At 58.6% G+C, this 21,064-nt stretch carries 19 protein-coding genes; 9 read left to right on the forward strand and 10 right to left on the reverse strand.

Annotated elements, in window-relative coordinates; genetic code table 11:
* Nucleotides 1–10 precede the first annotated feature (10 nt).
* The 3 genes from cysG to nirB all read right to left on the reverse strand — a co-directional run bounded on the left by cysG (nt 11) and on the right by nirB (nt 4,404).
* Nucleotides 11–1,384 carry a siroheme synthase CysG gene (gene cysG / locus ACOI7D_RS24775; RefSeq protein ID WP_023291188.1) on the reverse strand — a complete coding sequence of 458 codons (1,374 nt, stop codon included), beginning with the start codon at nt 1,382–1,384 and terminating at the stop codon, nt 11–13.
* 153 nt (nt 1,385–1,537) lie between these two features.
* Nucleotides 1,538–1,864, reverse strand: a complete 327-nt coding sequence (gene nirD, locus ACOI7D_RS24780) for a nitrite reductase small subunit NirD (RefSeq protein ID WP_023291187.1) — start codon at nt 1,862–1,864, stop codon at nt 1,538–1,540.
* The gene (gene nirB, locus ACOI7D_RS24785) at nt 1,861–4,404 is read right to left on the reverse strand and encodes a nitrite reductase large subunit NirB (RefSeq protein ID WP_050533985.1); all 2,544 of its coding nucleotides are present in this window, start codon (nt 4,402–4,404) and stop codon (nt 1,861–1,863) included. Before nirB ends, nirD begins: the two co-directional genes overlap by 4 nt.
* A 238-nt stretch (nt 4,405–4,642) precedes the next feature.
* Between nirB and ACOI7D_RS24790 the strand changes: the two genes are divergently transcribed.
* The gene (locus ACOI7D_RS24790) at nt 4,643–5,965 is read left to right on the forward strand and encodes a cytosine deaminase (RefSeq protein WP_032454219.1); all 1,323 of its coding nucleotides are present in this window, start codon (nt 4,643–4,645) and stop codon (nt 5,963–5,965) included.
* On the opposite strand, the gene tsgA is transcribed toward ACOI7D_RS24790, so the two are convergent.
* On the reverse strand, nt 5,962–7,149 hold the full coding sequence (gene tsgA, locus ACOI7D_RS24795; protein WP_004202192.1) for an MFS transporter TsgA: 1,188 nt from the start codon (nt 7,147–7,149) through the stop codon (nt 5,962–5,964). The two genes, ACOI7D_RS24790 and tsgA, sit on opposite strands and share 4 nt — an antisense overlap.
* Nucleotides 7,150–7,426: 277 nt before the next feature.
* On the opposite strand from tsgA, the gene ppiA reads away from it, so the two are divergent.
* The 5 genes from ppiA to argD all read left to right on the forward strand — a co-directional run bounded on the left by ppiA (nt 7,427) and on the right by argD (nt 10,767).
* Complete coding sequence (gene ppiA / locus ACOI7D_RS24800; protein WP_002920238.1) at nt 7,427–7,996, forward strand: peptidylprolyl isomerase A; 570 nt, start codon at nt 7,427–7,429, stop codon at nt 7,994–7,996.
* A gap of 106 nt (nt 7,997–8,102) precedes the next feature.
* Nucleotides 8,103–8,270 carry a YhfG family protein gene (locus ACOI7D_RS24805; RefSeq protein ID WP_004202194.1) on the forward strand — a complete coding sequence of 56 codons (168 nt, stop codon included), beginning with the start codon at nt 8,103–8,105 and terminating at the stop codon, nt 8,268–8,270.
* Nucleotides 8,260–8,862, forward strand: coding sequence for a putative adenosine monophosphate-protein transferase Fic (locus ACOI7D_RS24810; protein ID WP_032454217.1), 603 nt, complete (start codon nt 8,260–8,262; stop codon nt 8,860–8,862). Before ACOI7D_RS24805 ends, ACOI7D_RS24810 begins: the two co-directional genes overlap by 11 nt.
* A gap of 31 nt (nt 8,863–8,893) precedes the next feature.
* Nucleotides 8,894–9,457, forward strand: a complete 564-nt coding sequence (pabA, locus tag ACOI7D_RS24815; RefSeq protein ID WP_023291183.1) for an aminodeoxychorismate synthase component 2 — start codon at nt 8,894–8,896, stop codon at nt 9,455–9,457.
* A gap of 89 nt (nt 9,458–9,546) precedes the next feature.
* The gene (gene argD, locus ACOI7D_RS24820; protein WP_032454216.1) at nt 9,547–10,767 is read left to right on the forward strand and encodes a bifunctional acetylornithine/succinyldiaminopimelate transaminase; all 1,221 of its coding nucleotides are present in this window, start codon (nt 9,547–9,549) and stop codon (nt 10,765–10,767) included.
* On the opposite strand, the gene ACOI7D_RS24825 is transcribed toward argD, so the two are convergent.
* Both ACOI7D_RS24825 and crp read right to left on the reverse strand, forming a co-directional pair.
* Nucleotides 10,757–12,835 carry a YccS/YhfK family putative transporter gene (locus tag ACOI7D_RS24825; RefSeq protein WP_023291181.1) on the reverse strand — a complete coding sequence of 693 codons (2,079 nt, stop codon included), beginning with the start codon at nt 12,833–12,835 and terminating at the stop codon, nt 10,757–10,759. The genes argD and ACOI7D_RS24825 overlap by 11 nt on opposite strands.
* Before the next feature lie 51 nt (nt 12,836–12,886).
* Nucleotides 12,887–13,519: a cAMP-activated global transcriptional regulator CRP gene (crp, locus tag ACOI7D_RS24830; protein ID WP_000242758.1), complete on the reverse strand. Its 633-nt coding sequence runs from the start codon at nt 13,517–13,519 to the stop codon at nt 12,887–12,889.
* A 306-nt stretch (nt 13,520–13,825) separates the two neighbouring features.
* On the opposite strand from crp, the gene ACOI7D_RS24835 reads away from it, so the two are divergent.
* Nucleotides 13,826–14,230: an OsmC family protein gene (locus ACOI7D_RS24835; protein WP_023291180.1), complete on the forward strand. Its 405-nt coding sequence runs from the start codon at nt 13,826–13,828 to the stop codon at nt 14,228–14,230.
* 55 nt (nt 14,231–14,285) lie between these two features.
* Here the strand turns inward: ACOI7D_RS24835 and ACOI7D_RS24840 are convergent, their stop codons facing one another.
* From ACOI7D_RS24840 to ACOI7D_RS24855, 4 genes are all read right to left on the reverse strand, one after another.
* Complete coding sequence (locus ACOI7D_RS24840; RefSeq protein WP_004202201.1) at nt 14,286–15,155, reverse strand: phosphoribulokinase; 870 nt, start codon at nt 15,153–15,155, stop codon at nt 14,286–14,288.
* Between the two features lie 36 nt (nt 15,156–15,191).
* Complete coding sequence (locus ACOI7D_RS24845; RefSeq protein ID WP_002920151.1) at nt 15,192–15,410, reverse strand: YheU family protein; 219 nt, start codon at nt 15,408–15,410, stop codon at nt 15,192–15,194.
* Entirely contained in the window at nt 15,407–16,405 is a 999-nt protein-coding gene (locus tag ACOI7D_RS24850) for a hydrolase (protein WP_072096663.1), read from the reverse strand. Before ACOI7D_RS24850 ends, ACOI7D_RS24845 begins: the two co-directional genes overlap by 4 nt.
* Before the next feature lie 219 nt (nt 16,406–16,624).
* Complete coding sequence (locus ACOI7D_RS24855; RefSeq protein ID WP_023291178.1) at nt 16,625–18,529, reverse strand: ABC transporter ATP-binding protein; 1,905 nt, start codon at nt 18,527–18,529, stop codon at nt 16,625–16,627.
* Between the two features lie 173 nt (nt 18,530–18,702).
* Here ACOI7D_RS24855 and kefG point away from each other — a divergent pair, with 173 nt between their 5' ends.
* Together kefG and kefB are read left to right on the forward strand one after the other, a co-directional pair.
* On the forward strand, nt 18,703–19,266 hold the full coding sequence (gene kefG / locus ACOI7D_RS24860) for a glutathione-regulated potassium-efflux system ancillary protein KefG (protein WP_004202208.1): 564 nt from the start codon (nt 18,703–18,705) through the stop codon (nt 19,264–19,266).
* Nucleotides 19,253–21,058 carry a glutathione-regulated potassium-efflux system protein KefB gene (kefB, locus tag ACOI7D_RS24865; protein WP_004202210.1) on the forward strand — a complete coding sequence of 602 codons (1,806 nt, stop codon included), beginning with the start codon at nt 19,253–19,255 and terminating at the stop codon, nt 21,056–21,058. Before kefG ends, kefB begins: the two co-directional genes overlap by 14 nt.
* The last annotated feature ends 6 nt before the right edge of the window (nt 21,059–21,064 follow it).

The following is a 21,064-nucleotide window of genomic DNA, read 5'->3' on the forward strand; positions in this document are numbered from 1 at the left end:
CAGGCGAAGGTTAGTGGTTCGAGAACCAGTTCAGTTTATCCCGCAGACCGACCACGCGGCCGACAATGATCAGCGCCGGGCTGGCCATCTGCTGCGCCAGAATATCCAGCTGTCCTAAGGTGCCGCTGACCACTTTTTGCGTCACGGCGGTGCCGTTCTCGACGATGGCGGCAGGCATATCTTCCGCCATGCCGTGGGCGATAAGCTTCTCGCGGATCGCCGGCGCCTGGTTCAGACCCATGTAGAACACCAGGGTCTGCTTCTCCACCGCCAGGTTCGCCCAGTCCAGCTCGCCGCCGGTTTTCAGATGGCCGGTGACCAGGCGGACGCCCTGGGCGAAATCGCGATGGGTCAACGGGATCCCCGAGTAGGCGGAGCAGCCGGAGGCGGCGGTGATGCCGGGCACAACAGAGAAGGGGATCCCCGCCTCGCAGAGGGTCTCCAGCTCCTCTCCGCCGCGGCCAAAGATAAAGGGATCGCCGCCTTTCAGCCGGACCACGCGTCTTCCTTTTTGCGCTTCGCGCAGCAGGATCTGGTTGATCTCCTCCTGCGGCACGCAGTGATAGCCTGAGCGCTTGCCGACGAACACCCGGTCGGCATCGCGGCGCACCAGATTCATAATGTCGTCGGAGACCAGCCGGTCATAGACCACCACGTCGGCCTGCTGGATTTGCTGCAGGCCTTTAAGCGTGAGCAGCCCGGCGTCACCAGGGCCGGCGCCAACCAGGACGACCTCGCCGCGATGCTCTAACGGCTCGGTCAGCAGCTGCTCGGTGGTATCCGCCACCGCCTGCCGATCGTCATTGGCCAGCGACTGCGCCAGCCGGTCGTTAACGAACAGCTTCTCCCAGAAGCGGCGGCGTTCGCCTACGGTGGCAAACTGCTGCTTCACGCGCGCGCGCAGATGGCCGGCGTAGCGGGCCAGCTGGCCAAGATGCAGGGGTAAGACTGACTCCAGCTTCTCGCGCAACAGGCGCGCCAGCACCGGGGATGTCCCGCCCGAGGAGACGGCGACCATCAGCGGCGAGCGGTCGATAATGGACGGCATGATAAAGCTGGCCTGGCGCGGGGCATCCACCACGTTACAGAAGATACGCCGCGCTTCGGCCGCGTCGCTGACCTGCTGGTTCACCGTCTCATTATCGGTAGCGGCGATGGCCAGCCAGCAGTTGTCCAGCAGCGAGGGGATAAACTCCCCCTGCACCAGGGTTAGCATCTGTGAATCGGCCCACACATGAAACTGCGGGGTAAAGTCGAGCGCATTGACCGTGACGTTTGCGCCAGCATCCAGCAGCAGACGGGCCTTGCGTTCGGCGACATCCCCGCCGCCAACCAGTAAACAATCACGCTGGCGCAACTGGCAGAATATGGGTAAGTGATCCACAGAATAACCTCATAAAAATAAGGGGTAGAAAATGAGTGGTCGTAGAATAGCAGCAAAGGTAATACAAAACATGCGACATATCCCGCACTCATGCGCTGTCGGTCAGAAGTGTTACTTATATCTCCCCCCGTGGCCGGGGGGAGGATGCGGGACTCACGCCTTAAGCTGAACGTGGCCGTCTTTTACCCGGGCGTCGAAACGGGCGATAGAATGGCTGGCATCTTCCATACACAGGCCGTCGCTCAGGCGGAAACGTTGTTTTTTCAGCGGGCTGGCAACCCACAGGGCGCCGTCATGCTCGGCGATAATGCCGCGAGACAGTACGCTGGCGTTAAAGAACGGATCGATGTTGCTGATAGCGAACACCCTGTCGTCATGATAGGGACGGAATATCGCCACCTGCTGCTGACCGAGCAGGGCGCAGACGCCGGTGGCGGGCAGGATGTCGTCAATGTTGCAGATGTTTACCCACTGGCTCATGCTTTTTCCTCCACCAGAGTAACCGGGATGCGCTCATACGGCGTGGCCGGGCGATGCTGGTCACGTTCTGGCACCACCTGAACGTTCGGGTCGCGCTGGTCGCTGTTGATAAAGTGTTTGAAGCGGGTCTGCGCCGCCGGGTTATTGACGGTCTCGGTCCACTCGCAGGCGAAGGCGGCGCGCAGGCGAGCCAGCTCCTCTTCCAGATGGTCGTTCAGACCGAGCTTGTCATCGATGATGACGCTGCGCAGATAGTCGATCCCGCCTTCCATGTTGTCCAGCCACGGCGCGGTGCGGGTCAGCTTATCGGCGGTGCGGATGTAGAACATCATAAAGCGGTCGAGATACTTAATCAGCGTCTCGCGATCGAGGTCCGCGGCCAGCAGATCGGCATGGCGCGGCTTCATCCCGCCGTTACCGCACACGTACAGGTTCCAGCCTTTCTCGGTGGCGATGATCCCGACGTCTTTGCCCTGGGCTTCCGCACATTCGCGGGTACAGCCGGAGACGCCGAACTTCATTTTGTGCGGCGTACGGATGCCTTTGTAGCGATTTTCCAGTTCGACGCCGAAGCCGACGCTGTCGCCGACCCCGTAGCGGCACCAGGTGCTGCCGACGCAGGTTTTCGCCATCCGCAGCGCTTTGGCGTAGGCGTGGCCGGTTTCGAAGCCCGCTTCAATCAGCTGCCGCCAGATCTCCGGCAGGTCGTCTTTCTGCGCGCCAAACAGACCGATGCGCTGGGAACCGGTGATTTTGGTGTACAGATTGAATTCACGAGCGATACGGCCCACGGCGACCAGCCCTTCCGGCGTGATTTCGCCGCCCGCGGAGCGCGGAATGACCGAGTAGGTGCCATCTTTCTGGATGTTGGCGAGGAAGTTGTCGTTGGTGTCCTGCAGCGGCGTGTGCTGAGGCTTGAGGATGTACTCATTCCAGCAGGAGGCCAGCAGGGAGCCGACGGTCGGTTTACACACTTCACAGCCGTAGCCCTGGCCGTGTTTGGCCAGCAGTTCGTCGAAGGTTTTGATGCCTTCCACGCGGATCAGGTGGAACAGCTCCTGGCGGGAGTAAGCGAAATGTTCGCACAGGTTGTTGTTGACCTCGATACCCTGTTTCGCCAGCTCGGCGTTGAGCACCTGGGTGACCAACGGGATACAGCCGCCGCAGCCGGTACCGGCCTTGGTTTCCGCTTTCAGCGCCGCGACGGTATGGCAGCCTTTGTTGATGGCGGCGATCAGGTCGCCTTTGCTGACGTCGAAGCAGGAGCAGATTTGCGCGCTGTCCGGCAGTTTATCGACGCCGATCGACGGCTTGCCGCTGCCGGCGTGGGCCGGGAGGATCAGCGAATCCGGATTCTCTGGCAACTCGATGGCGTTCAGCACCAGCTGCAGCAGGTTGCCGTAGTCGCTGGTGTCGCCGACCAGCACCGCGCCGAGCAGGGTTTTGTTGTCGGCGCTGACGATCAGACGCTTATAAACTTCTTTGCTTTCGTCGAGATAGACGTAGCTGCGGGCGCCCGGCGTGCGGCCGTGGGCATCGCCGATACCGCCCACGTCTACACCCAGCAGCTTCAGCTTGGCGCTGAGGTCGGCGCCGGTGAAGCTGTTTTCACTGCCGAGGAGGTGGTCGACGGCCACCTGGGCCATTTTATAACCCGGCGCGACGAGGCCATACACGCGGTTGTTCCAGCTGGCGCATTCGCCGATGGCATAGATATCCGGGTCGGAGGTCTGGCAGCTATCGTTGACCATGATGCCGCCGCGCTGGGCAACCGCCAGTCCGCACTGGGTGGCCAGTTTATCGCGCGGGCGGATCCCGGTAGAGAAGACGATGAAATCGACCTGCAGCTCGCTACCGTCGGCGAAGCGCATGGTTTTGCGCGCCTCGGTGCCCTGCTGAACGATCTCTTTGGTGTTTTTGCTGGTGTGAACTTTCACGCCCATGCTTTCAATTTTGCGCCGCAGCTGCTCGCCGCCCATCTGGTCGAGCTGCTCGGCCATCAGCATCGGCGCGAATTCGATAACATGGGTTTCGACACCGAGGTTTTTCAGGGCGCCTGCGGCTTCCAGGCCGAGCAGGCCGCCGCCGACCACCGCGCCGCGTTTGCTGCGACGGGCGCAGGATTCAATGGCGTTAAGATCTTCAATGGTGCGATAGACGAAGCAATCCTGAGTTTCCGCGCCTTTAATCGGCGGGATCCAGGGGTATGAGCCGGTCGCCATAATCAGCTTGTCGTAAAACACCGTGCGCCCGGCGCTGGAGTGGATCACCTTCTCCTGGCGGTTGATGGTGATGGCCCGTTCGCCGACCAGCACCTTGACGCCGTGTTTCTCATAGAAACCTTCGCGGACCAGCGACAGCTCTTCTGCGGTATGGTGGGAGAAATAAGACGACAGGTGGACACGGTCGTAGGCGATACGCGGTTCTTCACAGAACACGGTAATGTCGAACTGTCCGGCAGGCGCCTTATCGAGAAGCTCTTCGATAAAGCGATGGCCAACCATGCCGTTACCGATAATAGCGATTCTGACTTTGCTCATTTTTGCCTCGATTTCTTTTCTATTACCGCCTACCTTAACGATTCAGCCATCAGGCTTATTGATGCAAATCAATGACAACTTCACCTACCACTTAATGGGTATATAATTGATTTGTCTGTAATTTTCTAAGTTGTGGAAAACGCTGGCTTTTCCTTTTTGCCGATTTTGTGTACAAGAATTGGGTGGGTCGCGATTGGGTTTGAGTAGAAAACAAGCCGTATTGAATAGAGAGGGTGATATGACAGCAGCGCCGCTTTGGTTGATTCAGAACGTACGCCTGGCAGACCGCGACGGCCTGTGGCAGATAGCGATAGATAAGGGCCGCTTTGGCGAGATCACACCGATGGGGGAGGCGCGGGACGAAAGCTACGAGGTGTTGAACGCTCGCGGCGGCCTGGCGATCCCGCCTTTTATTGAGCCGCATATCCATCTGGATACCACCCAGACGGCCGGTGAGCCGAACTGGAACCAGTCCGGCACCCTGTTCGAGGGGATTGAGCGCTGGGCGGAGCGGAAAGCGCTGCTCAGCCATGAGGACGTTAAAGCCCGGGCGTGGAAAACCCTCAAGTGGCAGATCGCCAACGGCGTGCAGTTTGTCCGTACCCATGTCGATGTCTCCGATCCAACGTTGACGGCGCTGAAGGCGATGCTGGAGGTCAAAAAGGAGGTGGCGCCATGGGTCGAGCTGCAGATTGTCGCTTTTCCGCAGGAGGGGATCCTCTCTTACCCCAACGGCGAGGCGCTGCTGGAAGAGGCCCTGAAGCTGGGGGCGGATGTCGTCGGGGCGATCCCGCACTTTGAGTTCACCCGTGAATATGGGGTGGAATCGCTGCATATCGCCTTTCGACTGGCGCAGAAATATGACCGCCCGCTGGATATTCACTGCGATGAAATTGACGATGAACAGTCGCGCTTTGTTGAAACCGTTGCCGCGCTGGCGCTGAAGGCGGGGATAGGGCCGCGGGTGACGGCCAGCCATACCACCGCCATGCACTCCTATAATGGCGCCTATACCTCGCGCCTGTTCCGCCTGCTAAAGCTCTCCGGCATCAACTTTGTCGCCAATCCGCTGGTCAATATTCATCTGCAGGGCCGGTTTGACGACTACCCGAAGCGACGGGGCATTACCCGGGTGAAGGAGCTGATGGCGGCGGGGATCAACGTTTGTTTTGGTCATGATGATGTCTTTGACCCGTGGTACCCGCTGGGGACCGGTAATATGCTGCAGGTCCTGCATATGGGGCTGCACGTTTGCCAGCTGATGGGCTACCAGCAGATTAACGACGGCCTGCAGCTTATCACTGACAACAGCGCCCGCACGTTTGGCCTGACCGATTACGGCATCGTCAGCGGCAACCCGGCTAACCTGATCATCCTCCCGGCGGAGAATGGCTTTGAGGCGGTACGCTGCCAGGTGCCGGTGCGCTGGTCAATTCGCCAGGGAAGGGTGATCGCGATTACCCAGCTGGCGCAAACCTGGATCCAGACCGACCGCGGTGGCGAGGCGCTCTCTTTTATGAGGAACAGCCCCCTTGCGGACGCAAAGGGGCCGAAGGCTTAGTGAGACGCCGCCTGCGCGTTGTTCTGGCGGTGACGGGAGACGAAGCCGAGGATAAAGCACATCACGAACACCACGGCGTAGAGGCCGTTAGCGGTGTGCAGCGCTGCCAGCGGACCGCTGGCAGCCACAATCGGGCCGGTAACCACGAAAGTCAGCATGGTGCCGATGGTGCCGCAGGTGAGGATAAAGTTCACCAGCTTTGGTGAAGCGACTTTAGTTTGCTGCGAACCGAGCGTAATGATCGAGGTGTAGATGGCGCTGGAGAAGAAGCCCAGGGTCAGAATAAACCACGGCATATGCTCCGGCGAACCATTGATAAACAGGTACATCAGCACCGTCGCGAGGCCGGCGAGGACGGTTAAGATGCGCTGCAGGTCGAAGAAGCGCAGGATAAAGCTGAATGACCACATGCCGATCATGTAGGACATCCAGAAATCGCTCACCAGTTTACCGGCATCGCCGAGGCTCATGCCCAGGCTCTTGGCATATTCCGGTACCCAGGAGATAAAGCCCAGCTGACCGAGGATGTAGCACAGCGCCGCGACGGAGAGGAACAGCACGCCGATGCCCCACTTCTCTTTCACCACCGGCTGGCTGTTTTCGCTCTGCGCTTTTTTGCCGAGCACCGGGAAGTCACAGCCGAATGTCAGGACGAAAATAGCGACATACACCAGACCGATACAGGCGTAGACCCAGTACCACTCGATGCTGCGCGCCAGCAGGACCGCGGCGACCATCGGAAAAATCATTCCCGCCATGCTAAAGAAGGAGTCGGTAAACAGCAGACGCGCCCCGCGCTGACGGCCTTCATACATATGGGTGATCAGGAAGGTCCCGATCGACATGGTGATCCCGCTGACCAGGCCGAGAACGAACATCGACGCGGAGAACAGCGCCAGGCTGTGGCTGAGCATCAGGCCGGCCACCGCCAGCACCATTAAAATAAAGCCAAAACGCAGCTGAGTTTTCAGCGGCACGATCTCCATCAGCCAGGCATTGAGGAAGATGGAGATCAGAATACCGGCGTTCAGAAAGGTAAAGGTGTTGCTCATACTGGAAACGGGCAGATGGAAATAATCCGCAATGTTACCCATCACCATCCCGGTGACGATCACCAACGCGCCGGTCAGGGCGTAGGAGAAGAAGCTGATCCATGTGAGCTTAATACGGTTGCTGTTAGTCATGACTGGCCTGTGAATAGAAAGGTAAAGCGCGTTGACGCTGCGCCGGGCGGACAGATTTTAGTCGTTCAGGTGATGTAATTAAATGTTTATTGTGAAATACGTTATCTTTTGCATGTTTTAATGTGACTTGCATCACGCTTTTTTCGACACCAGGGAGAACGTTTGCGCGGTTACAATTATTACAGCTAAGTAAAATTTGGTAAAAGGCTGGCCCAGGATGCAAAGGCTCTTTAGAATCAAGGCACTCGCTTTTATTCTGCTCCGTTAAGGAATTTCCATGCTCAAATCAACACTGGCGGCGATGGCTGCCGTTTTCGCCATTTCAGCTTTCTCCCCGGCCATGGCGGCAAAGGGCGATCCGCATGTGCTGCTGACCACCTCGGCAGGTAACATTGAGCTTGAGTTAAACAGCCAGAAAGCCCCGATTTCCGTGGATAACTTCCTGAAGTACGTTAACAGCGGCTTCTACAACAACACCACCTTCCACCGCGTGATCCCGGGGTTCATGGTGCAGGGCGGCGGCTTTAACGAGCAGATGCAGCAGAAACAGCCTAACCCGCCGATCAAGAATGAAGCAGACAACGGCCTGCGCAACACCCGCGGCACCATCGCGATGGCGCGTACCGCCGATCAGGATAGCGCCACCAGCCAGTTCTTCATCAACGTGGCGGATAACGCCTTCCTCGACCATGGCCAGCGCGATTTTGGCTATGCGGTGTTTGGCAAGGTAGTCAAAGGCATGGACGTTGCGGATAAGATCTCCCAGGTCCAGACCCATAACGTCGGCCCATACCAGAATGTGCCGACTAAACCGGTTGTTATCCTCTCTGCGAAAGTGCTGCCCTAATCCTCCCGCGGCGCGGTGGTTTATCGCCGCGCCCGGTTGCCTCCCGGCATAACCTGTAATTGCTGCTTATACTTGTGGCACACAGGGGACGATAAGGGGGGCGACGATGCGTCCACTCACCGATAAGCAAAAATCCCGGCTCTGGGAACAGACACGTAATAGCAATTTTCAGGCCAGCCGTCGCCTCGAAGGCGTATCGGTGCCGCTGGTTACGCTGACTGCCGAGGAGGCGCAGGCTCGCCTCGCGACGCTGCGGAGGGAGTATGAGCGATAAATTTGGCGATGAACGCGATCCTTACCTCTATCCGGCGCTGAACGTCCTGCGCAACCGCCTCGGCATCCGCCAGGCTAAAACGCTGCAGCAGGCTGCCCTGGAGATGACGTCCCTGCGGGCGGCCACCCTGCCGCTGGGCCCGCGGGTGCGCGGCTTACCCTATCTGTGCGCTATTCATCATCAGCTGTATCAGGATCTGTTTGACTGGGCGGGTAGGCTGCGTGAAGTGAACCTCTACCTGGGCGATACGCCGTTCTGCCACTTTGCCCGCATCGAAGAGGAGGGGAATGCCCTGATGCAGGCTCTGGAGCAGGAGGATTATCTCTGCGGTCTGCCGCGGGATACCTTTATCGAACGCCTGAGCTGGTTCTATGGTGAAATTAATGTGCTGCACCCTTTTCGTCTCGGCAATGGCCTGACCCAGCGCATTTTCTTTGAACAGCTGGCGATACATGCCGGCTACCTTCTTGACTGGCGTGACGTCGATCCTGCCGCCTGGAGCACCGCCTGTCAGCAGGGCGCGATGGGCGATCCGGACCCGCTGGCGGCGATCTTTCGCAAAGTGGTAAGCGAAGCGCGGGAATCTGAGTAGAATAGCCCGGTTTGATTGTTCCGGAGCCGCTATGATCCTGCTTATCGATAACTATGACTCTTTCACCTGGAATCTGTATCAGTACTTTTGCGAACTGGGGGCGGAAGTGCTGGTCAGGCGCAACGATGCGTTGACGCTGGAGGAGATAGCGTCGCTGGCGCCGGAGAAGATAGTGATTTCGCCTGGTCCCTGTACGCCGGATGAAGCGGGGATTTCCCTCGCGGTAATCCGTCACTATGCAGGGAAAACGCCGCTGCTGGGCGTCTGCCTCGGGCATCAGGCGATAGCCCAGGCGTTTGGCGCGACCATTGTGCGGGCGGCGCAGGTGATGCATGGAAAAACCTCGCTTATCGAGCATAACGGCGAAGGGGTGTTTCTGGGGCTGAATAATCCTTTGACGGTGACCCGCTATCATTCGCTGGTGATTGACCCGCCGACGCTGCCGCCTGAGTTTATCGTCACCGCCCGCAGCGCCAGCGGTGAGATTATGGGGATCCGTCATCGCGACTGGGATCTCGAGGGTGTGCAGTTCCATCCGGAAAGCATCCTCAGCGAACAGGGCCATCAATTGCTGGCGAACTTTATTAAGCGGTGATTTCGGTTGCCATTGACTGATTTTTTATGCATATTTTGTGATTAGATTATCATAATCGCATCTGCATAACGAAGAGGGATGGGCAAGACATGGCAACTGAACAACCGGCAATCACCCGCGCCACATTCGATGAAGTTATTTTGCCAATTTATGCACCGGCAGAATTCATCCCGGTAAAGGGAAAAGGCAGCCGCGTCTGGGATCAGCAGGGCAAAGAGTATGTTGATTTCGCCGGCGGTATCGCGGTGACGGCGCTCGGCCATTGCCACCCGGCGCTGGTGGCGGCGCTCCACGAGCAGGGCGAAACGCTGTGGCATACCAGCAACGTCTTTACCAATGAGCCAGCGCTGCGCCTGGGACGTAAACTTGTCGATGCCACCTTCGCCGAGCGAGTGGTGTTTATGAACTCCGGTACCGAAGCCAATGAAACGGCCTTTAAGCTGGCGCGTCACTATGCGGTGACCCGCCATAGCCCGTACAAAACCAAAATCATCGCTTTCCATAATGCCTTTCATGGTCGCTCCCTGTTTACCGTCTCCGTCGGCGGGCAGCCGAAGTACTCCGATGGTTTCGGCCCGAAACCGGCGGATATTGTCCATGTTCCCTTCAACGACCTGCAGGCGGTAAAAGCGGTGATGGATGACCACACCTGCGCGGTGGTGGTGGAGCCGATTCAGGGCGAAGGCGGCGTGACGGCAGCGACGCCGGCGTTCCTGCAGGGGCTGCGCGAACTGTGCGATCAACACCAGGCGCTGTTAGTCTTTGATGAAGTGCAGTGCGGAATGGGGCGTACCGGCTCGCTGTTTGCCTATATGCACTATGGCGTAACCCCGGATATTCTCACCAGCGCCAAAGCGCTGGGCGGCGGTTTCCCGGTCAGCGCCATGTTGACCACCCACGAGATCGCCAGCGCCTTCCATGCGGGTTCCCATGGCTCAACCTACGGCGGCAACCCGCTGGCCTGCGCGGTCGCCAACGCCGCTTTCGATCTGATCAATACCCCGGCGGTGCTGGATGGCGTGAACGCCAAACGCGAACTGTTCGTCAAACACCTGCAGCAGCTGGATGCCGAGTTTGATCTGTTCAGTGATATTCGCGGGATGGGCCTGCTGATTGGCGCCGAACTCAAGCCGCAGCACAAGGGCCGCGCGCGTGATTTTCTCTATGCCGCTGCGGAAGCCGGCGTCATGGTGCTTAACGCCGGGCCGGACGTGATGCGTTTTGTTCCCTCGCTGATCATCGAAGAGCAGGATATTGCCGAGGGGATGGCGCGCTTTGCCCAGGCAGTGGCAAAGGTGATTAACGGCTGATCTTCCGCAGCCAGATGCCGTGATGCGGCCGCTGACGCCATGCCACTGACGAAATGGTGTGCATGGTGTTCAGATGGCCCAGAATGCGTTGCAGATGCTGCTCCAGGGTGCTTAACGGACCGATCGGCACCTCGCTTTCCGGTGACTCCATAATATTGACATCCCCTGCGCTGCCGGGGCCATCGCTGTCCAGCCGCTGCTGACAGCGCTGCAGGGCAATCTCACAGGATTCGAGATAGCGCTGGGCAAGATCCGGGGTGAGCATCGTATGCTCCCGGGCCAAAGTGGTCATGGCGTTGATGTGTTCGACGATAAACTGGCTGTGCGTCACCCATAGCTTCATATCTTCCAGGTAGTGGGTATTAAACCCGGGCTCCTGCATCGCCTGATTCAGGGAGTTGTAGAGCGCGTTGTGCGCCTGATTGACGCGCATGCGCTGGTAGGCCAGCGCGGGCGCTTTGGGGTCGGGGCTGAGGATCAGGCGAATCGCCTGCTGGTCGGCCTCCAGCGCATCGTGGGCGTTTTTTTTCAGCAGGCCGCTCTGCCACTGCGGCCACAGCCAGACCATCCCGCCGAAGGCGATCAGGCAGCCGATCAGCGTATCGATCAGCCGGGCGATAATAAACTGTTCGCCGTTGAGCGTCAGCAGCTGCAGGGTATATACCGCCGTCACCGTAAACCCCACCATCGCCCAGCCATAGTGTTTGCGGATAATCAGATAGCTGAGCAGGGTGATCAGCAGCATCCCGCTCAGGGTATAGCTCTCCGGAACGTGAAAGTGCAAGGTCAGCCCGGCGATGATCAGGCCGGCGAGCGTCCCCGCCGCCCGGTGGACAATACGTACCCGCGTGGCGCCATAGCCGTTCTGTGTCACGAAGAGGACGGTCATCAGGATCCAGTAGGGCTTCGGCAAATGCAGGGCGTTGCCCATCAGGCTGGCGATGCTCAGCATCACGCTGATGCGGGCGGCGTTGCGCAGCGCGGGCGACTTCAGCGACAGATAGTTCTTTAGCGCGGGAAACAGCGGTAAACGACGCTCTTTGTCAGCCATCAGATCCCGGGCATACAGTGGGCGCTGGGTATGCAGCACCCGGGCGATGCGGCTGAAGTGCCAGGCGCAGAAGTGGCCGACCGGGTTATCCGGATGCTGGCGGGCGATCTTTTCCAGGGCGCCGATCTGTTTATCCATCTGGAAACGCTGCGGAAAACGATGATAGAGCATGTCATCCGCCAGCACCCGCAGGCGGGCGGCGACGGTCTGCGCGTTCCAGCGGATCACCGCTTCGGCATGGCTGCGCTCAACCAGCTTTTGCACCTCTTCCGGCTGATGCAGGCTGACCGAAATATGCTCCTGTAGATCCAGCCCCATCTGGAACGCTCGCAGAAGACGTTTGTGGTCGTTACGTTGGTTGGCGGCCAGCATATGCATCTGCTGATAGCATTGGGTGATTAAATCGACCACCTTCTGCTGGCGGATGAGCAGCGGCGGCAGGGCGGTCGAGGGATCGGTATGCTGGGTCAACAGGCTATATTTGGCTTCGCAATAATTGGCCAGTTCCCGGTAGAGCAGACTGAGCGACTCCCGCAGCGGCTGTTCGCGCCACAGCCAGAACCAGAACCAGTTAAACACGCCGTACCATAGCGTGCCGAAGGCGTAGATCAGCAGCGGCTCCCAGACGGGCATATTGCCCGCCAGGCTCAGGGTAAAGATGGCGGCGATCAGCGACGCGGGCAGCAGGCGCGCGTGCAGCGAACTGATTTCCGCGGTGACGCCGAGCAATAGCGCCAGGCCGCTGAGAATAAGCGGCAAAGGTATCGTCTGGGCGAGCAGCAGCTGCACCACCAGGCTGCATCCGGCAAACAGACAGCCGCCGATAATCAGACGCTTAAAAAAGCGCTTATGCGGAGTGTCGAGACCGGCGATGTTGCAGCAGGCGGGAACTAAGGAAAACAGGAGTCCCTGCTGGAGATGGCCGAGCAGAAGACCGATGGCCACAGGCAGACACAGCACCAGCGTTTGCCGCAGTGCATAGTTGACTTCCGGGTGGTAAATCAGCCTGCGCCACATGAGGGAAAAACAAAAACGGCGTACTGCAGGAGCAATACGCCGCTTAGCAACTTAACGGGTGCCGTAGACGACGATAGTTTTACCGTGGGCGGAAATCAGGTTCTGATCTTCCAGCATTTTCAAAATACGGCCAACGGTTTCACGAGAGCAGCCGACGATCTGACCAATTTCCTGACGGGTAATTTTAATTTGCATACCGTCCGGGTGGGTCATGGCATCGGGTTGCTTCGCCAGGTTCAGCAGCGTCTGGGCGATACGGCCCGTCACGTCGAGGAAGGCGAGGTTGCCCACTTTCTCAGACGTCACCTGCAGACGGCGAGCCATTTGCGAAGAGAGACGCATCAGAATGTCCGGGTTCACCTGGATCAGCTGACGGAATTTCTTATAAGAGATCTCGGCCACTTCACATGCGGTTTTCGCCCGTACCCAGGCGCTACGCTCCTGACCCTCTTCAAACAGGCCTAATTCACCGATGAAATCGCCCTGGTTGAGGTAGGAGAGGATCATCTCTTTACCTTCTTCATCCTTGATGAGTACAGCCACGGAGCCTTTAACGATGTAGTACAGCGTTTCTGCTTTCTCACCCTGGTGGATCAGCGTGCTCTTTGATGGGTACTTATGAATGTGGCAATGAGACAAGAACCATTCAAGGGTAGGGTCTGTTTGCGGTTTGCCAAGCACCATGCGCGGTTATCCTCTGTTATAAGCTATCTCCGGGCGCCGACACTACACGGCGTCCGGGCATGCAATCGTATTGTTTCCCTATACCTGGGAAGCTGGCTGATGATTTTTCGACAGCCTGTAATGTGAACTCCTCTGCATACATGCAGTACATCAATGTATTACTGTAGCATCCAGACTGTTTTAGCATAGCTTTCGCCGCATGTCTCCTGGTGTCTCGCTTCAGCATGACGCAGGTCGCCTTCCGTTGCGAGAATTGTTATGTGCGCGTAATCTGACAGGAATATTGCGATACTGGAGTTAAATTTTATGCAAGCGCGTGTGAAATGGGTTGAAGGGTTAACCTTTATCGGGGAGTCCGCGTCAGGACACCAGATTCTGATGGATGGCAACTCCGGAGATAAGGCGCCCAGCCCGATGGAGATGGTGCTGATGGCGGCGGGCGGTTGCAGTGCGATCGATGTGGTCTCTATTTTGCAAAAAGGGCGTCACGACGTGACCAACTGCGAAGTGAAGCTGACCTCTGAGCGTCGGGAAGAGGCGCCGCGCCTGTTCACGCATATTAATCTGCACTTTATCGTCACCGGTAAGGCGCTGAAAGATGCCGCAGTCTCCCGCGCGGTGGATCTGTCGGCAGAGAAATACTGCTCGGTGGCGCTGATGCTGGAAAAAGCGGTGAAGATCACCCACTCCTATGAAGTGATCGAGGCGTAGTCTTCGCCTGCTGATGTGAATGATCTCAACCCCGGCCTGGCCGGGGTTTTTTCTGTTAGCCGATCTTTCGGCCTTCCATCAGACGCTCGACCAGCGGCGCCATAATAAGCTCCATCGCCAGCCCCATTTTACCGCCCGGCACCACCAGGGTGTTCATGTGCGAAATAAACGAGCCCTGTAGCATCGCCAGCAGCCAGGGGAAGTCGATGTTCTGCAGATTGCGGAAATGGATCACCACAAAGCTCTCGTCCAGAGAGGGGATCGCTTTCGCGGCAAACGGGTTGGAGGTGTCCACCGTCGGCACGCGCTGGAAGTTGATGTGGGTGCGGGAAAACTGCGGGGTGATGAAGTTAATGTAATCTTCCATCGATCGGACGACGGAGTCCATCACCGCCTCCCGGGAGTGGCCGCGTTCGCTGGTGTCGCGAATGAGTTTCTGGATCCACTCCAGGTTAACGATAGGCACGACCCCGACCAGCAGGTCGACATGGCTGGCGACATCATGCTGCGGCGTGACAACCCCGCCGTGCAGCCCCTCATAGAACAGCACGTCCGTCGGCTCCGGCAGCGGCTGCCATGGGGTGAAGGTTCCCGGCACCTGATTCCACGGCACGGCTTCGTCATAGGTGTGCAGGTATTTACGCGACTGGCCTTTGCCATGGCGGCCATAGTCGACAAAGGTCTGCTCCAGCAGGCCGAAGTCGTTCGCCTCCGGCCCAAAGTAGCTGATATGTTTGCCCTGATCCCGCGCTTTGCGGATCGCCATGTCCATTTCCGGGCGGGTGTAGCGATGAAAGCTGTCGCCTTCCACCTCCGCGGCGTGCAGATTTAGCTGCGCGAAGATTTTGCGAAAGGCGAGGCTGGTGGTGGTAGTGCCCGCGCCGCTGGAGCCCGTGACGGCGATCACCGGATGTTTGGCAGACATAACAACTCCCTGGTTAAACGATGTAGTGGCGTCGCCTTAGCCGTTAAACAGGGCGCGCGGCATAATATTGACCGTCTCATGCAGTTCCGACCACACGAGGACCGCCTCTCCGCGTTTCAGCTGCTGTTTTACATCGGCGACTTTATCGGCAAGTGAACGTTCATGTTCACCATAATCGGTGCCTTCGCGTAACACAAAGCTTTCAATCAGGTTATCCAGCGTTTCGGGATCCAGATCCTGCCAGGGAATAATCATACGGGAACCTCCAGCCAGCGGTTTAACCAGTCGGGAATACGTCTTTCCAGCCACATCTCCGGTTTACGCAGGGTGCCGCCGACGAAGCCGACGTGGCCGCCTTGTTCAGTCAATTGATACTCAACGTTCGCCGGCAGTTGCTCCTGCGGGGGAATGGAGTGGTGGTCCATAAACGGGTCGTCTTTCGCATGGATGATGAGCGTCGGCTTAGTGATATCGCTGAGCCGCGGCATGGCGCTGCATTGCCGGTAATAATCCAGCGCATCGGCGAAGCCATGGATTTTGGCGGTGATCATATCGTCAAATTCCCGGATGCGGCGCATCCCTTTGAGCTGGCGTAAATCGACGGGCAGCGAGCCAGGATACGCTTTCAGCTTACGTGAGGCGTTGGCTTTTAACAGATTGAGCAGATAGCGCTGATAAACTCGCGAGAAGCCCTTATCCATATGATAGCTGCAGGCTTCCAGCATGAAAGGCGCGGAAACGATCACCGCCGCATCCAGCGGGCAGCGGTCGCCTTCTTCTGCCAGCAGGCAGCCCAGCATGTTGCCGCCCAGCGAATAGCCGACGGCGGCGGTCGGCGCGGGGCCAAACTCGCGCTGCAGCCAGTGGAGAAACCAGGTGCCATCTTCCGTTTCGCCGGAGTGATAGATGCGGTGATTGCGGTTAGGTTCGCCGCTGCAGCCGCGAAAGTGCATGACCACGCCCAGCCAGCCGCGCTGCATCGCCGCGTGGATCAGGCCATGGGCATACGGGCTGTGCAGACTCCCTTCCAGACCATGAAAGACGACCAGGCGCGGCTTGTGGCGCGCCTGGTGCGGGTCTTCGCTCCAGGCGAGATCGACAAAATCGCCGTCCGGCAGCTCAAGGCGCTGCCAGTGCGGGGTAAAGCGCAATTTACGGCGGATCAGCCGCGGCAGCATGGTTTGCAGATGACGATTGCCCACGCCGCGCATGGGATGGAACTCACGCGAATCGTTTTCGGGGGGCGTCATGTCTGTGGGGATGATTTCAACCATAGCACCAGAATAATTAATAAACGTGATGATGACTATACCGCGCAGGGCGCGCGGGAGTTAGCCAATATGTGGTCTTGTGGCCAATGACGCCCGGTGACACCGAAAACAAACCATTGATGTCATTGATGGCCTGAGCATGGGAATGGCAGAAACCCATTCTGCCCGCGCCGTCGCAGGCAGAATGATGAGGCGGCGTTAGCCTTCCTGAAGCATGCGCTCCAGCTGCTCTTGAGCCTCCAGCCAGGCCATTTCGCACTCTTCCAGCCCGGATTTCGCGCTGGCCTGCTGCTGCAGGCATTCAGTCAGTTCCGCTTTCCGCGAGGCGTCGTAGAGTTCGCTGTCGCCAAGTTTCTCTTCCGCACTGGCCAGCTGCGCGTTGAGCTTGTCCATCTCTTTCTCCAGACGGGCGATCTCTTTGCGCAGCGGTTGGGTCTGGCTGCGCAGCTCCGCTTCCCGACGCTTCTGGTCTTTGCGCGCTTGCGCGCTGTTGCCGCTCTCTTTTGGCGCGTCGCCGCTCTGGGACTCCTGTTTTTGCGAGTCGCTGAGCCACTGCTGATAATCGTCCAGATCGCCGTCGAACGGTTCGACTTTGCCATCGTGGACAAGGTACAGATCGTCGGTGGTGGAGCGGATCAGGTGGCGATCGTGCGATACGACCACCAGCGCCCCTTCAAAGTCGATCAGCGCTTCGGTTAAGGCCTGACGCATATCGAGGTCGAGATGGTTGGTCGGTTCGTCGAGCAGCAGCAGGTTAGGGCGCTGCCAGACGATCAGGGCCAGCACCAGACGCGCCTTTTCTCCACCGGAGAAGCGGCGGGTCTCTTCGCTGACCTTATCCCCCTGGAAACCAAAGCCGCCAAGATAATCACGCAGCTTCTGCTCCAGCTCCTGCGGCGCCAGGCGCGCCAGGTGCTGCAGCGGCGACTCATCGGCGCGCAGGAACTCCAGCTGATGCTGGGCGAAGTAGCCGAGCTTGATGCCTTTGGCGAGGCCGATCTCGCCGCTCACGGGCTGGAGTTCGCCAGCCAGCAGCTTAATCAGCGTCGATTTCCCTGCGCCGTTGCGGCCCAGCAGGCCGATACGCGACCCCGGCACCAGATTGAGCTTAATGGAGTCGAGGATAATACGCTCGCCATAGCCGGCGCTGACTTTCTCCATCTTCAGCAGCGGGTTTGGCAGGCTCTCCGGCTGGCGGAAGCTGAAGTGGAACGGGTTATCCACGTGCGCCGGGGCGATGAGTTCCATCCGCTCCAGCATTTTAATACGGCTCTGCGCCTGCTTGGCTTTGGTGGCTTTAGCGCGGAAGCGATCGATATAGCTTTGCAGATGCGCGACACGCTGCTGCTGGCTTTCGTACATCGCCTGCTGCTGAGCGAGCCGGGTGGCGCGCTGCACTTCAAACGAGCTGTAGTTGCCGGTGTACTCAAACATCGTCTGCTGTTCGATATGGATAATTTTGTCGACGATAGGATCGAGGAAATCGCGATCGTGGGAGATCAGGATCAGCGTCCCCGTGTAGCCCTTCAGCCACTTCTCCAGCCAGATCACCGCATCAAGGTCGAGGTGGTTAGTCGGTTCATCGAGCAGCAGCAGATCGGAGCGGCAGATCAGCGCTTGCGCGAGGTTAAGACGCATACGCCAGCCGCCGGAAAAATCGCTGACCGGCCGCTCGAGCTGTTCATTGCTGAAACCCAGGCCGTGCAGCAGGCTGGCGGCGCGGGAGCGGATGGTCCAGGCGTCGATGGCGTCCAGCTTGCCGTGGACGGTGGCGATGGCATGGCCGTCGTTGCGCTCGTTAGCCTGCTGGAGCGCGGCTTCCAGCTGGCGATATTCGCGATCGCCGTCAATGACATAATCGATTGCCGGCTGCGGCAGGGCCGGGGTTTCCTGATTCACCCAGGCCAGCTGCCAGTTGCCGGGAAAGGTCATACTGCCGCCGTCAGCGCTTATCTCGTTTTTCAAAAGCGATAGCAGCGTCGATTTCCCGCAGCCGTTTTTCCCCACCAGACCGACCTTCTGGCCAGGGTTGATGGTAGCGGTGGCGTTGTCCAGCAGGACGCGTACGCCGCGACGAATTTGTAACGAGGAGAAAACAATCATAAGGCGCCGTATGTTCAGACTATGTTAATTTGTCATTATGATAATGTAGTGTGGAAGCGAATCGCTTCACCGGGCCGCCATGGTAGCCCAAAACGAAGACGATACACAAAGTCATTCTGGCTGTGTCAAAACGCCAGGGCTGTGCAGGCCGCCAGAAGACCTACGGGAGGGGAATGATGTCTCAGACAGCGAAAGTGTTGCTGCTGTATGCCCACCCAGAATCTCAGGATTCCGTGGCCAACCGGGTTTTATTACAACCGGCCTTACAGTTGCCAAACGTCACCGTGCACGATCTCTACGCGCACTATCCGGATTTTTTTATCGATATTGCTCACGAACAGGACCTGCTGCGCCAGCATGAGGTGATCGTTTTCCAGCATCCTTTATATACCTGGAGCTGTCCGGCGCTGCTCAAGGAGTGGCTGGATCGTGTCTTAAGCCGCGGCTTCGCCAGCGGCGCCGGAGGGAACGAACTGGCGGGAAAGTACTGGCGCAGCGTGATCACCACCGGCGAACCTGAGAGCGCCTACCGTCGCGATGCGAATCGCTATCCGATGAACGATATTTTACGTCCTTTTGAACTGACCGCCGGCATGTGCCGTATGCACTGGATGAGCCCCATTATCGTCTACTGGGCCCGGCGGCAACAGCCAGAGGAGCTGCGCAGCCGCGCCCTGGCCTATCGGGACTGGCTGGCCAACCCCCTTGCCGCCGGAGGTGTCCATGGCGGGATTTGATTTGCTGCTGGCGGGGGTGCTGTTTTTGTTCGCGGCCGTTATCGCCGTCCCTCTGGCTTCAAGACTGGGAATTGGCGCGGTGCTGGGCTATCTGCTGGCCGGGATCGCCATAGGTCCGTGGGGGCTCGGGTTTATCAGCGATGTGGATGAAATTCTCCATTTCTCTGAACTCGGCGTGGTGTTTCTGATGTTTATCATCGGCCTGGAACTCAATCCCGCCAAGCTATGGCGGCTGCGAAGCTCCATCTTCGGCGTTGGCGCGGCGCAGGTGATGCTCAGCGCGGCGATCCTCGGCGGTCTGTTGATGACGACAGGATTTTCATGGCAGGCGGCGGTGGTTGGCGGGATCGGCCTGGCGATGTCCTCTACCGCGATGGCACTGCAGCTGATGCGCGAGAAGGGAATGAGCCGCAGCGAATCAGGGCAGTTAGGCTTTTCGGTCCTGCTGTTTCAGGATCTGGCGGTGATCCCGGCGCTGGCGCTGGTGCCTCTGCTGGCGGGTTCCGCGGATGAGCATGTGAACTGGCTAACGGTCGGCATGAAGGTCCTGGCGTTTGCCGGGATGCTGATTGGCGGACGCTATTTACTGCGGCCGGTGTTCCGCTTTATCGCCAGCTCCGGGGTCAGGGAAGTGTTCACTGCCGCCACGCTGCTGCTGGTCCTTGGATCAGCCCTGTTTATGGAGGCGCTGGGGCTGTCGATGGCGCTGGGTACTTTTATCGCCGGCGTGCTGCTGGCGGAAAGTGAGTATCGCCATGAACTGGAGATCGCCATCGATCCGTTCAAGGGGCTGCTGCTTGGGTTGTTCTTTATCTCGGTCGGTATGGCGCTGAACCTTGGCGTGCTGTACACCCATCTGCTGTGGGTGGCAGTGAGCGTGGCGGTGCTGGTGGCGGTAAAAATGCTGGTGCTCTATCTGCTGGCCCGTCTCTATGGCCTGCGGAGTTCCGAGCGTATGCAGTTTGCGGGCGTATTAAGCCAGGGCGGCGAGTTCGCGTTTGTCCTCTTTTCGCTGCCCGCTTCTCAGCGGTTGTTCCAGCACGACCAGATGGCGCTGCTGCTGGTGGCCGTCACCTTGTCGATGATGACCACGCCGCTGCTGATGAAAGGGATCGATAAGATACTGTCGCGACGCCTGAATCCAGCGGAGGATACCGATGAGGCGCCGTGGGTAGAGGACGATAAACCGCAGGTGATTATTGTTGGCTTTGGCCGTTTCGGCCAGGTCATCGGTCGCCTGCTGATGGCCAATAAGATGCGTATTACGGTGCTGGAGCGAGACATCAGCGCGGTGAATCTGATGCGCAACTATGGCTATAAAGTCTATTTTGGCGACGCCACCCAGCTGGAGCTGCTGCGCTCGGCGGGGGCGGAGGAGGCGCAGTCGATCGTCATTACCTGTAATGAGCCGGAAGATACCATGCGGCTGGTGGAGATGTGTCAACAACACTTTCCACATCTGCACATCCTGGCGCGCGCTCGCGGGCGCGTCGAGGCGCATGAGCTTCTGCAGGCCGGCGTGACGCAGTTTTCCCGTGAGACTTTCTCCAGCGCGCTGGAGCTGGGGCGTAAAGCGCTCATCACCCTCGGGATGCATCCTCACCAGGCCCAGCGCGCGCAGCTGCACTTCCGACGCCTCGATATGCGAATGCTGCGTGAGTTAATGCCGGTGCATACTGATACGGTACAGATATCACGCGTGCGGGAAGCCCGGCGCGAACTGGAAGAGATTTTTCAGCGCGAAATGCAGAAAGAGAGCCGGCAGCTGGACGGCTGGGACGAGTTTGAATAAAGGTAA

It is taken from the genome of Klebsiella sp. C360 (genome assembly GCF_048822415.1).
Classification (GTDB): Bacteria; Pseudomonadota; Gammaproteobacteria; order Enterobacterales; family Enterobacteriaceae; genus Klebsiella; species Klebsiella quasipneumoniae.

Excerpts from the sequence above, each read along its gene's own strand:
- nirD (WP_023291187.1), bottom strand. The coding sequence starts at position 1,864 with ATGAGCCAGTGGGTAAACATCTGCAACATTGACGACATCCTGCCCGCC.
- ACOI7D_RS24825 (WP_023291181.1), bottom strand. The coding sequence starts at position 12,835 with ATGTGGCGCAGGCTGATTTACCACCCGGAAGTCAACTATGCACTGCGG.
- ACOI7D_RS24790 (WP_032454219.1), top strand. The coding sequence starts at position 4,643 with ATGACAGCAGCGCCGCTTTGGTTGATTCAGAACGTACGCCTGGCAGAC.
- ACOI7D_RS24845 (WP_002920151.1), bottom strand. The coding sequence starts at position 15,410 with ATGATTATTCCCTGGCAGGATCTGGATCCCGAAACGCTGGATAACCTG.
- ACOI7D_RS24840 (WP_004202201.1), bottom strand. The coding sequence starts at position 15,155 with ATGTCTGCCAAACATCCGGTGATCGCCGTCACGGGCTCCAGCGGCGCG.
- tsgA (WP_004202192.1), bottom strand. The coding sequence starts at position 7,149 with ATGACTAACAGCAACCGTATTAAGCTCACATGGATCAGCTTCTTCTCC.
- crp (WP_000242758.1), bottom strand. The coding sequence starts at position 13,519 with ATGGTGCTTGGCAAACCGCAAACAGACCCTACCCTTGAATGGTTCTTG.
- kefG (WP_004202208.1), top strand. The coding sequence starts at position 18,703 with ATGATGTCTCAGACAGCGAAAGTGTTGCTGCTGTATGCCCACCCAGAA.
- nirB (WP_050533985.1), bottom strand. The coding sequence starts at position 4,404 with ATGAGCAAAGTCAGAATCGCTATTATCGGTAACGGCATGGTTGGCCAT.
- ACOI7D_RS24855 (WP_023291178.1), bottom strand. The coding sequence starts at position 18,529 with ATGATTGTTTTCTCCTCGTTACAAATTCGTCGCGGCGTACGCGTCCTG.
- ppiA (WP_002920238.1), top strand. The coding sequence starts at position 7,427 with ATGCTCAAATCAACACTGGCGGCGATGGCTGCCGTTTTCGCCATTTCA.
- ACOI7D_RS24835 (WP_023291180.1), top strand. The coding sequence starts at position 13,826 with ATGCAAGCGCGTGTGAAATGGGTTGAAGGGTTAACCTTTATCGGGGAG.
- kefB (WP_004202210.1), top strand. The coding sequence starts at position 19,253 with ATGGCGGGATTTGATTTGCTGCTGGCGGGGGTGCTGTTTTTGTTCGCG.
- ACOI7D_RS24810 (WP_032454217.1), top strand. The coding sequence starts at position 8,260 with ATGAGCGATAAATTTGGCGATGAACGCGATCCTTACCTCTATCCGGCG.
- pabA (WP_023291183.1), top strand. The coding sequence starts at position 8,894 with ATGATCCTGCTTATCGATAACTATGACTCTTTCACCTGGAATCTGTAT.
- argD (WP_032454216.1), top strand. The coding sequence starts at position 9,547 with ATGGCAACTGAACAACCGGCAATCACCCGCGCCACATTCGATGAAGTT.
- ACOI7D_RS24850 (WP_072096663.1), bottom strand. The coding sequence starts at position 16,405 with ATGACGCCCCCCGAAAACGATTCGCGTGAGTTCCATCCCATGCGCGGC.
- ACOI7D_RS24805 (WP_004202194.1), top strand. The coding sequence starts at position 8,103 with ATGCGTCCACTCACCGATAAGCAAAAATCCCGGCTCTGGGAACAGACA.